Annotated in this window: 9 protein-coding genes and 1 pseudogene; 3 read left to right on the forward strand and 7 right to left on the reverse strand. The window is 72.2% G+C overall.

The annotated features are described in order from the left end of the window. Window positions 1–32: 32 nt before the first annotated feature. A complete protein-coding gene (locus NS331_RS23690; protein ID WP_058644387.1) occupies window positions 33–962 on the forward strand; it encodes a LysR substrate-binding domain-containing protein in 930 nt (309 codons plus the stop codon). A gap of 1 nt (window position 963) precedes the next feature. Here NS331_RS23690 and NS331_RS23695 read toward each other — a convergent pair whose 3' ends face one another. After that, window positions 964–2316, reverse strand: a complete 1353-nt coding sequence (locus NS331_RS23695) for a sensor histidine kinase (protein WP_058644388.1) — start codon at window positions 2314–2316, stop codon at window positions 964–966. Continuing rightward, window positions 2313–2975: a response regulator gene (locus tag NS331_RS23700; RefSeq protein ID WP_058644389.1), complete on the reverse strand. Its 663-nt coding sequence runs from the start codon at window positions 2973–2975 to the stop codon at window positions 2313–2315. Before NS331_RS23700 ends, NS331_RS23695 begins: the two co-directional genes overlap by 4 nt. Window positions 2976–3089: 114 nt before the next feature. Between NS331_RS23700 and NS331_RS23705 the strand changes: the two genes are divergently transcribed. Both NS331_RS23705 and NS331_RS23710 read left to right on the forward strand, forming a co-directional pair. After that, entirely contained in the window at window positions 3090–4376 is a 1287-nt protein-coding gene (locus NS331_RS23705; protein ID WP_153013016.1) for an alpha/beta hydrolase family protein, read from the forward strand. A gap of 315 nt (window positions 4377–4691) precedes the next feature. Beyond that, a complete protein-coding gene (locus tag NS331_RS23710; protein WP_058644391.1) occupies window positions 4692–5252 on the forward strand; it encodes a hypothetical protein in 561 nt (186 codons plus the stop codon). A gap of 19 nt (window positions 5253–5271) precedes the next feature. On the opposite strand, the gene NS331_RS23715 is transcribed toward NS331_RS23710, so the two are convergent. The 5 genes and pseudogenes from NS331_RS23715 to NS331_RS26870 all read right to left on the reverse strand — a co-directional run. Then, window positions 5272–6216 carry an AEC family transporter gene (locus NS331_RS23715; protein WP_058644392.1) on the reverse strand — a complete coding sequence of 315 codons (945 nt, stop codon included), beginning with the start codon at window positions 6214–6216 and terminating at the stop codon, window positions 5272–5274. A 58-nt stretch (window positions 6217–6274) separates the two neighbouring features. Continuing rightward, the gene (locus NS331_RS23720; protein ID WP_242873870.1) at window positions 6275–7510 is read right to left on the reverse strand and encodes an OmpA family protein; all 1236 of its coding nucleotides are present in this window, start codon (window positions 7508–7510) and stop codon (window positions 6275–6277) included. Then, entirely contained in the window at window positions 7507–7653 is a 147-nt protein-coding gene (locus NS331_RS26865; protein ID WP_193758192.1) for a hypothetical protein, read from the reverse strand. Before NS331_RS26865 ends, NS331_RS23720 begins: the two co-directional genes overlap by 4 nt. Before the next feature lie 431 nt (window positions 7654–8084). Next, the gene (locus NS331_RS23725) at window positions 8085–10184 is read right to left on the reverse strand and encodes a TonB-dependent receptor (RefSeq protein WP_058644396.1); all 2100 of its coding nucleotides are present in this window, start codon (window positions 10182–10184) and stop codon (window positions 8085–8087) included. A gap of 86 nt (window positions 10185–10270) precedes the next feature. After that, window positions 10271–10520: pseudogene (locus NS331_RS26870) on the reverse strand (hypothetical protein); the annotation flags it as partial.

The following is a 10520-nucleotide window of genomic DNA, read 5'->3' on the forward strand; positions in this document are numbered from 1 at the left end:
ATTGGCGGCTCAGCCGCAACCGGATTGAGGCTATGACCCGTGTGCTCCCTCCCCTTCCCGCCGTGCGCGCCTTCGAGGCGGCGGCCCGCCATGGCAGCTTCGTTGGGGCCGGCGACGAGCTCTGCGTCTCGGCCGGGGCCATCGGCCACCAGGTGCGCCTGCTGGAGGACTGGCTCGGCCGCCCGCTCTTCGTGCGACGGCCGCGCGCCGTCGAGCTCAACGAGGCCGGCCGCCGCTACCTGCAGGGCGTCGGCGCGCTCCTGGACGAGCTGGAGCGCCTGTCCGCCGCCCTGCGCCACGCGGCGGACGACCATGCGCTCACCGTCACCGCCCTGCCCTCCTTCATCACGCGCTGGCTCATGCCGCGGCTGGGCGGCTTCCGGGCGCGGCAACCGCAGGTGGACCTGCGGTTGCTGGCCTCGATCCCGCCGGTGGACTTCGCCCGCGACCAGGTGGACCTGGCGCTGCGGCTGGGCCGCGGACTCTATCCCGGCCTGGCGGCCGAACCGCTGCTGCCCGAGACCTACGTCGCCGTCGGCGGCCCGACGCTGGCCGCCTCTCTCGGCGCACCGGCGGACGTGCTCTCCGCCACGCTGCTGCACGACGACCCCGAGCCCCGCATTCCCGAGCAGGTGGACTGGCCGCGCTGGTGCGCCGCCCAGCAGTTGCGCGTGCCGGCGCGGCGGCTGCGCCAGGGGCTGCGTTTCTCGCACACCTACCTGACGCTCGATGCCGCAGCCGCCGGCGAAGGCGCCGCCCTGGCCTCCGACGTGCTGGCCGCCGACGCCCTGGCCCAGGGCCGGCTGGCGCTGCTGCCGGGCCGGCCCGTGCCCGGCCCCTATGCCTACCACCTGGTGCATCCGCAGGATGCGCTGGAGCGTCCGGCCGCCCGCGCCTTCTGCGACTGGCTGCGGCAGGAGGCAACCCAGTTCCGCGAGGAGGCGGCTGCGCTGGCAAGCTAACTCAGGGCACGCACAGATGAAAGCCCGCGCCGCGCCCGTCCAGCCCCGGGCCCAGGCGCACCTCGCCGCCCAGCCGCGCAGCCGCCTGCCGCACGATGGCCAGCCCCAGGCCAGCGCCGTGGGTGCGCGGATCGGTACCGCGGTGGAAGCGCTCGAACACCTGCACCGCCTCCTCGGGCGGAATGCCCGGTCCATCGTCCTCCACCGACAGGCTCAGCGGATGCGCCGAGCCGGCCAGCGTGACCACGATGCGCGTACCCGGCGGCGTGTGGCCGATCGCGTTGGCCAGCAGGTTCTGCATGATGGACAGCAAGGCCGCGGGCTCGACGGCAGCCATCAGCCGGTCGGGCGCGGCGAGGCTCAGGTCCATATCGCGCGCCATGGCCGCCGGCGCCATGTCCGCCATCAGCTGGCGCAACCATTGCGCGACGTCGATCACCGGAGGCGCGGCTGTGGGTGCGTCGTCCAGCCGCGCCAGGTCCAGCAACTGCTGCGTCAAGTGCGAAGCGCGTGCAATGGCCGACTCCAATTGCTGTTGCGCCTCGCGGCGCTCGTCGGCATCGGCGGCACCACCCAGCGCGTGGGCCTGGGTCGCGATCACGGCCATGGGCGTGCGCAGTTCGTGCGCGGCGTCGTGGACGAAGGCCCGCTCTCGGTCGAGGCGGACCTTGAGCTTCACCAGCAGGCCATCCACCGCCTGCGCCAGCGGCGCCAGTTCCGCATGGCGGGCCTCGAAGCCGAGCGGCGCCAGGTCGGCCGGTGAGCGGCGCTGCAAACGCTGCGTGAGCTGCCGCAACGGCCGCAGGCCCAGCGCCACCGCCAGCCAGGCGGGCACCAGCACCAGTGGCAGCGCGATCAGCAGGTAGGGCAGCACGGCCCGCGTGTTGTTCGGCACGACGAGCGCAAGCGTCCGCTCCGGCTCGGCCGCATACAGGCGCCAGCGCCCGGCATCGGCGCGATAGATCCAGTAGGGGATGCCGTCCACCGCCATCGTGCTCACACGTCCCGCCGGCGCGTCGAGTGCCCGGTCGCGCAGCAGCGGCGCGCTGAACAGCAGCCGCCCTTCCCGATCCTCCAGCCGAAAGACCAGCGTCCCGGCTGGATTGCCGCCCAGGCGCAGGTGGCCATAGATGGTCTGCATGGCGCCCACGGTGGCGACCGCCTGCGCCTCGTCGTCGATGGCGGCGAGCGCCTCGCCCAGGCCGCCGCCCAGGCGGCTCAACGGCTGGCTCACCGAGATGGACTGCCGGAAGCTCAGCCACATGTAGGCCTGCAGCACGGCCAGCACCAGCACGAAGGACAGCAGCACCACCAGGAAGATGCGCCGCGACAACGAGCGTCGCCAGATCGTCATGGCGCCGCCAGCAGATAGCCCACGCCCCGCACGGTGCGGATGCGGTCGGCGCCGATCTTGCGGCGCAGGTTGGAGACGTGGACCTCGACCGTGGCGAAGTCCAGCGCATCGCCGAGCGGTTCCATGCGCTGGGCGAGCAGGCCCTTGGGCAGCACCGTGCCGGGCTCGCGCGCCAGCTCCAGCAGCAGGCGGAACTCGCGGGGCGACAGCTCCAAGGGCTGCCCATCCAGCCAGGCGGCGTGGCCGCGCGGCTCCAGCGTCAGGCCCCCGCCCAGCGCCCACTGCTCGCTCGCCTGCCGGGCCGAACGCCGCAGCACGGCGCGGATGCGCGAGATCAGCTCGGCCGTCGCGAAGGGCTTGACCACGAAGTCGTCCGCCCCGGCGTCGAGGCCCGCGGTGCGGTCCTCCACGGCCGAACGCGCAGTGATGACGATCACCGGCAACTGCTGCCCGCTGCGGCGCCAGCGCGCGAGCAGCGACTGGCCATCGCCGTCGGGCAGGCTCAGGTCCAGCAGCACGCAGGCGAACTGCGCGGCGTCCAGCACCGCCGGTGCATCGGCGGCGCGGCGCAGCCATTCGCTGCTCAGGCCTTCGACCCGCAGCGCGGCCTGCAGGGCGCGGCCGAGGTCCAGGTCGTCTTCGATCAGGAGGAGGTGCACGGCGGCGATTGTGGCGGGCGCTTTCTTTAGCGAAGCCAAAGGTGGGACCGACACAATGTCGGCGACTTCTCCCGCGCTGCTCCTGTCACACCTGCCTTTAACGACACTTCCGTTATGAAGCTGAGCCACCTGCGCCTGCCCATCGCCTGCCTTGCCCTGCTGTCCCTCGGCGCCGCAGCCCAGACCACATGGCCCGACTACATGGCCCAACTAAGGGCCGGCCCATCCGAGAGCGCCGTGCAGGCCATGCTGCCCGATGACAGCAGGCCGCAGCCCGACCCGGCCCTGGCGCCTGACTTGGCAAGGTGGCAGGGCGTATGGAAAGGCTGGGCCTGCTTTCTCAGGCGATGCGACATAGCGATTGCAGTGGACAAGCTCACGCCCGAAGGCGCCACTGTCGACTATGCCGCCGGCAATGCACAGCAGGGCCGGATCAACGCCCATGCCGAAGGTCGCTTCCAGGACGGCGAACTGAGCGTGCGGCTGCACACCGGCGCGCGCCTTGCACTACGCCTGCGTTCCGATGGCGACATGGAGATGTCGGTCTGGAAACCCGACACGCAACTGCTCTCGGCCGGCGTGCTCAGCAGAAACCCCTTGGCCAGCCCCTACGCGCGGCACGTCGAGCGTGTCGCGACACCCTGGACCGACGACGCCGGCCGGCCGCAGACCCTGGAGATGGTGGTCTACCGGCCACGCGGCACCGGGCCCTTCCCGACCGTGCTCATGAACCACGGCTCGACCGGCATGGGCCGCGACCCGGCCTTGTTCGGCCTGACCTGGGCCAGCCCCGAGATCGGCGAATACTTCGCCGCACGCGGCTGGCAGGTGCTGTTTCCGCAGCGCCGGGGACGGGGCGGCTCCGACGGCGTATACGACGAAGGGTTCAGCGCTGACCGCGCCCAGGGCTACTCCTGTGATGCGGGCTCGGCCACGGCCGGCTTCGACCGTGCGATGCAGGACCTGGAGGTCGTGCTGGCCCATGTGCAGACGCGCCCGGATGTCGATGCGCGGCGCCTGCTGGTCGGCGGCGTGTCACGGGGCGGCATCCTGGCCGTGGCGCTGGCCGGCGCGCATCCTGAACGCTTCGAGGGCGTGGTGAACTTCGTCGGCGGCTGGATCGGCCAAGGCTGCAAGACCGCGCCGACCATCAATCCGGCCCTGATGCAGCGAGGTGCAGCATTCGAGGGCCCGATGCTCTGGCTGTATGGCGACCAAGACCCCTACTATCGCCTTTCCCACAGCCGCGCCAACTTCGACGCCTTCCTGCAGGCGGGCGGCCGGGGCGAGTTCCTGAGCTTCCGGCCGCCCGCAGGCATGAACGGGCACATGATTTTCCTGTCGCCCGGCCTATGGTCCGAGGCGCTGGACAACTACCTCGCCCGCGTCGACCGGCGCTAGCGCCATCTGCTTCTGTGCCGAACATGATCATCGAGTGCCAACCTGGCCTCCAACGTGCTGGCCGCCGAACCTGTCGCCAAGCGCCAGCTGGCGTTAGTGCCCCACCCCATGTGTACCGCCTGGTGCGTCCGCAGGACGCGCTGGACCGGCCCGCCGCCCGCGTCTTCTGCGACTGGCTGCGGCAAGAAGCGGCCCAGTTCCGCGAGGAGGCGGCGGCGCTGGTCGCGTGAATCAGGACAGGCGCAGCAGAGCGACGAGCGGATCGCCCGCCACGGCATCCGGGCAACCCGGCCACCCACTCGCACAATGCCGCCCATGGACCTGCTGACCCGCTACCTGCCCCACCACCACTTCGCGGAGGCACACAGCCTCCATGTGCCTGCCGCGCCCGCGCGGGTGCTGGCAGTCGTCAGCCGGCCGGACGTCGTCGATGACCCGGTGGCGCGCCGCCTGATCGCCCTGCGCGAGTGGCCGAACCGGCTGGCAGGCCGGCTTGGTTTCAAGGCCGCGCTTGAGGGCCGGCCGTCGTTCGGCCTGGCCAACTTCACCGACCTGGGCCAGGATGGCGAGCGCGAGAAGGCCTTCGGCCTGGCCGGGCGCTTCTGGCAGTCCGACTACGGGCTCCTGGACGTGCCCGACGCGCCCGCCTTCCTGGCGCTCGATGCGCCCGGCATCGCCAAGCTGGTGATGAACTTCACCGTCGACGCCGAGCGGGACGGCACGCGACTGACGACCCGCACGCACGTCTGGTGCAGCGACGCAACGGCCCTGCGCCGCTTCCGGCCCTACTGGCTGCTGATCCGGCCGGCCAGCGGGCTGATCCGCCAGCGCCTGCTGCGCCGTGCGCGCGACGCGGCACTGGCGACGGCCGGCTGAGTCCCGAGACGCCCGCGCCTCAGCCCACCAGCACGGCCAGGGCCGCCATCACGCCCGACACCGTCAGCAGGGCCAGCACGGTCGACAGCACCACGCTGGCGGTGACCCGGTCCTGCGCCACCTCGTAGCGCTGGGCAAAGATGAACACGTTGGCGCCCATGGGCAGCGCCGCCGTCACCACCATCACGGTCAGCGGCAAGCCGCGCACGCCCATCGCCCAGGCCACTGCCAGCACCAGGGCCGGCATCAGCAGGTTCTTGGCCAGGGCCGGCAGGAGCGCGCCGCGCAGGTGGCGGCCCACCGGCGTCTGCGACAGGGTGATGCCCACCAGCAGCAGCGCCAGCGGGCCGAAGGCCTGGCCCAGCCAGGCCAGGCTGCGGTCCACGGGCGCGGGCAGCACGAGGCCACTGGCCGAGAACAGCAGGCCGGCCGGCACCGGCAGCACGACAGGATTGAGCACCGCATTGCGCACCGCCCTCGCAAGGGTGGGCAGCAGTGGCCGACGCTGGCCCGTGGCGCCGGCCTCGCGCGCAGCGGCGAGCTCGAGCACCACGGTGGCGCTGCTCAGCAAGGTGAGCGAATGCAGCGAGATCAGCGTCAGCAGCGTGACCATGCCCTCGGGCCCATAGGCCAGCCCGATGAGCGGAATGCCGATCATGGTGGTGTTGCTGAAGATGCCCGACAGCGCCAGCACCGCCGATTCGCGGTGGAAGCCCCGTGCCAGCAGCGCCGCGCCATAGACCAGGCCGGCCGCGACGAAGTAGGCCGCGACAGGCGTGAAGCGCAGCTGCGACAGGTGCACGTCGCTCATGGCGCGGAACAGCAGTGCCGGTGCCAGCAGCAGGAAGACGAGGTTGGACAGGTCACGCACCGAGCGGCCGGTCACCCAACCCAGACGGCCGGCCAGGTAGCCGGCGGCGATCAGCAGGACGACGGGCAGCAGTGCGGAAAGCGAGGCGGTCACGGCGGCCGAGCTTAGCCGCTCGCCCGGCCGGCGGCTGGCGGCGGCGCCCGTCCGCTGTTCAGGACGAGGCCGCGCAGTCCTCGACCTTGAACTCCACGCGCCGGTCCAGCGCGTCGCTGGCGTCGTCGGCACCGGTGCCGACGATGTTCTCGCGGAAGCCCATGCCGGCCTCCTTCAGGCGCCTGGCCAGGCTCGGCGCCTCGGCAGCGAGGCGGGTGCGCACGATGGTGGCGCGCTGCAGCGAAAGCCGCTCGTTGACCGATTCGGAACCAGTGCGGCTGGTGTGGCCGGTCACGAGCAGGCAGTTGCCGTTCATCTGCGCGGCCTGGCGCGCGATCTGGCGCAGCCACATGGGATACACGCCGCTGATGCGCGAGTCCGACAGGAACTCGGTGGAGCCGGGGCGGAAGAGGAACTTCACGCTCAGCTTGCTGGCCTCCAGGCCCAGCCTGGCCAGTTGCCCGAAGCTGCGCTCGGCATCGGCGGTGCGGCCCAGCTGCATCTGCGTGAGGTACAGGCCGTTGTAGACGCGCAGCTGCTGGCCGTCGGGCCGCTGGGCGGCGGCCTCGTAGCGGGCCAGGGCCTCCTGCCAGCGGCCGGCGGCGTAGGCGTCGATGGCCTCCTGCAGCACGGCGGTGGTCGGCAGGCGCTGCAGGTACAGCGTGTCCGCCTGCTGGCCGGCCGGCGTCTGGCTGGTGCGGATGTAGCCGTCGACGGCGCGGTCGCGGATGCTCACCGGGCTGTCGCGGTAGAAGGCGGTGGGCCGGGTGTCGAGCTTCTCGTCGGTGACGCGGGCCGTGGACTGCGCGACCACGGTGCCGCTCTTGAGCTCGGTGAGGGCCAGGGCCAGTTGCCAGCGGCCGGCCGAGGCATCGGCCTGGCGGGTCAGCGTGCCGCTGAGCAGGTACTGCGCCTGCGCCACGGCCTGGCTGTCGACCTGGCTGACGGTGAACTGCGCGAAGCGCTCCTGCATGCGCTGCACCACGCGCTGCTGCGCCGCCTGCGTCACCTCGGTCTGCTGGCCGGTGGTGCCGTCGAGCAGCGGGTCGATGACGATGCGGCTCTGCTGCAGCCGCGATTCCACGCGCGCCAGGAAGGCGGGCATCTTCTGCGTCTGCACCATGAGGTCGTCGACGGCCTGCTGCACGGCACGGTCGAAGGGCCGCGCCTCGGTGGACGGTGGCGGCTTGCTGGCGCAGGCCGCCAGCGCGGCGCCGGCCACGAGCAGCGACAGCAGGACGCGCAGGCGCCGCCAGGCGCGCACGACGACGACGGGGATGGCAGACGGATTCAACATTCGCTCCTCAGGTAGGCCATGTCCTGCGCCGACAGGGGCTCGCCCACGGCGGCGCGCATATTGATGTCGATGCAGCGGCGCGAGGCCGGCGGGCGCGGCGGCGGTTCGGCCGCTTCGGCCACGCCGGCCGTGGCCGACACGGGTGCCGGCCAGCCGCGGGCGACGGGGCGCGGTGCGGGGGCCGGCGCGGCCTCGGGTGCCGGGGTCGGCGCAGGCCGGGGCCGTGCCAAGCAAGGCGTGGGGCATGGCGCGGGCGCGTCCGCGGCCCACGCAGGCACCGCGGCGACCAGCCAGCCGCCGACGCCGAACAGCCACGCGCTGGCGAGCGCCGGCCGAGGCATGGCCGCTCAGCGTGCCCGCGCGCACGCGGCGGACGGCGCGCCGGGGCCCGCCATCCGGCCGTCGAGGCGAGCCGCGTGAGACATCATCGGCAGGACTGTAGGGGACCGATGCTCCGGTGGAGGCCTGCCAAATGGCCGGTCCGCCGAATGGCATAGGCGCGGCGCAGGCGCGCATGACGGCCCGGGCCAAGGCCCCCGGAACCGCTTGCGCCGCCTGCGCGGCAAGCGCGTCAGAAGTCCACGCGCAGGCCCACCTTCACACTGCGGCCGGGCAGCGGCGCCTTGGGGAACACGGTGGTGGTCAGGATCGAGGTGGCGCTGTAGGCCAGCTGGTTCGTCAGGTTGTCCACCCGCGCGTACCACAGCAGGCTGGCGCGCTGCACCTTCATGCGGTAGCCCACCGAGGCGTTCCACAGCGTGTAGCCGTCGGTGCTGCGGTCGCCGGCCGGCACGCGGCGCTGCGCGGCATAGTGGTCGAAGCCCAGGCGTGCGTTCCAGGGGCCGCTCGTCCAGGCCAGCGTGGCGCCGACGCGCACCGGCGCGATGCGCGGCAACGGCTCGCCCGTGTCGGTGTTGGTGGCCCGCACGGCGTCGGCGCGCCACTCCAGGTCGAGCTTGCCGCCTTCCAGCGGACGCAGGCCGTCGCTGCCCAGCAGTCGCAGGTTGCCGCTGGCCTCGATGCCGGTGAAGCGGGCGCGCACGCCGCGGTAGACGTACTCGGCCAGCAGTTCCTCGTCCATCGCCGCGGCCAGGGCCGCCTCGTCGGACCCGCGGGCGAAGGAGTCGCCCTCGTCGGTGCGCAGGTTGCCGGTGGCGGTCAGGCCGATGTAGTTGCGGAACTTCGACCAGTACGCATTGACGCGCGCGTTGTTGGCGCCGGCCTTCCACTGCGCGCCGATGTCCGCGCCCAGCGAGCGTTCCTTCTGCAGGTTGACATCGCCCACTTCCCAGGCGGCGGTGGCCACGTGGGGGCCGTTGGCGAACAGCTCGTAGTCCTTGGGCGCGCGCTCGGTGTAGGCCAGGTTGCCCGTGATCTGCCACTGCGGCGCCACGTTGTAGAGCAGGCCGAAGGAGGCGCTGTGCGGGTTGAAGCTGCGCTCGCCCAGCACGAAGCGGGTGATGGACGGATCGTCCGGATAGCCCTGCGACGACACCTTCACCCGTTCGGTGCGGGCGCCGACGCTGAGCTTGCCCCAGGACAGCGGCAGTTCCTCGTACAGGAACAGCGCGTCGCTGCGCGTGCGGCTGTGCGGCGCGAAGGCTTCCTCGCCGTCGGCGGCGAAGCGCGTGCGCTCGCTCTGCAGGCCGATCAGGCCCTCGAAGCCCGCGATGGGCCGATGGCGCGCCTCGATGCGCAGGTCGTTGCCGTTGTTCTTGAAGGTGGTGCCCGGCGAGCCGCCTTCGTACTCGGTGTGCCGGTAGTCGGTGTGGCTGGCCTTGGCATGGATGGCGGTGAAGAAGCCGCCGGGGCGCCATTCGCCTTCGAGCGCCTGGCGCTGCTGGCGCATGCCGATGGTGACGTCGTCCTCGGCCACGGTGCCGTAGTTGCTGCGGTAGTCGCTCACCGACGCACCGATCCAGCCCGCGCCGCCGAAGAACAGCGTGCCACCCAGCGCGCCGCCGCGGCTCTCGGAGGCCGAATTGCAGATGCGTTTCTGCAGCACGTTGACGCCGCCCTTGCCGCATTCCAGCCAGGTGGGCGCGTTCACGTCGTCGGCATGGCGGCGGAAGGCGTCCACGTGCAGCGCGAAGCGGTCGTTGCCGCCTTCCAGCACCACGGCGCCGTTGCCTTCCTTGCTGCCGCTGGCGTAGCTGGCATCGGCCCGGCCGCCGAAGCCGTTGATGGGCTCCGTGGGGATGCGGTTGTCGATCACGTTGACCACGCCGCCCACGGCGCTGCCGCCGTAGAGCAGCGCGCCCGGACCGCGCAGCACCTCGATGCGGTCGGTCACGAGCGCGTCGGTGGGCACCGCATGGTCGTAGCTCAGCGCCGAAGCGTCGAGCGCCGCGCCGCCGTTGGAAAGGATGCGGATGCGGTCGCCGTCCTGCCCGCGGATGGTGGGCCGGCTGGCGTTGGGGCCGAAGTAGGTGCTGGAGACGCCGGGCAGGCCCTGCAGCGTCTCGCCCAGCGTGGACTGGCTGCGGTAGAGCAGCGCGCTGCCCGACAGCGCCTCCACGGGCACGATGGCCTCGGCCGCGCCGAGCGGGTTGCCCGTGACGGTGATGGTGTTGAGCGTGGCGCCGTCGGCGGCAGACTGGGCCTGCGCGAGGCTGCACAAGGCAAAGAGAACGGCCGCGCCGATGGCGTGGCGATGGAATTGGGGGTTCATGCGGAAGCACTCGTTGAATTCGAAAGGACGCACCACCGCCGCCGGCCTGGGGCAGGCGCGGCGGAGTCGCGAAAAGGGCTGGGAATTCAGCGAGCGCCGGGCGGACCGCGCGCATCGAAATGCACGGTCCACCGGTAGATGGCCTGCACCGGAGGGCAGGCGAAGCTGGCCGCCGGCAATGCCACCGGCAGCAGCAGCAACGGCACGCCCGGCAGGCCGGCGCCGTGCGAGAGCACGTCGTACAGCCGGCATTCGGCATCCGTCTTGTCCGCGAACAGCGCATGCAGCCAGACATGGCGCGGCGCCTGCACGGTGGTGCCGTCGGCCGGCGCCGCG

It is taken from the genome of Pseudacidovorax intermedius (assembly GCF_001476815.1).
In the GTDB taxonomy this organism is placed as follows: domain Bacteria; phylum Pseudomonadota; class Gammaproteobacteria; order Burkholderiales; family Burkholderiaceae_C; genus Xenophilus; species Xenophilus intermedius_A.

What these genes read in the sequence shown, in the direction of transcription:
- NS331_RS23690 (WP_058644387.1), top strand. Translation starts at nt 33, where the DNA reads ATGACCCGTGTGCTCCCTCCCCTTCCCGCCGTGCGCGCCTTCGAGGCG.
- NS331_RS23695 (WP_058644388.1), bottom strand. Translation starts at nt 2,316, where the DNA reads ATGACGATCTGGCGACGCTCGTTGTCGCGGCGCATCTTCCTGGTGGTG.
- NS331_RS23705 (WP_153013016.1), top strand. Translation starts at nt 3,090, where the DNA reads ATGAAGCTGAGCCACCTGCGCCTGCCCATCGCCTGCCTTGCCCTGCTG.
- NS331_RS23710 (WP_058644391.1), top strand. Translation starts at nt 4,692, where the DNA reads ATGGACCTGCTGACCCGCTACCTGCCCCACCACCACTTCGCGGAGGCA.
- NS331_RS23725 (WP_058644396.1), bottom strand. Translation starts at nt 10,184, where the DNA reads ATGAACCCCCAATTCCATCGCCACGCCATCGGCGCGGCCGTTCTCTTT.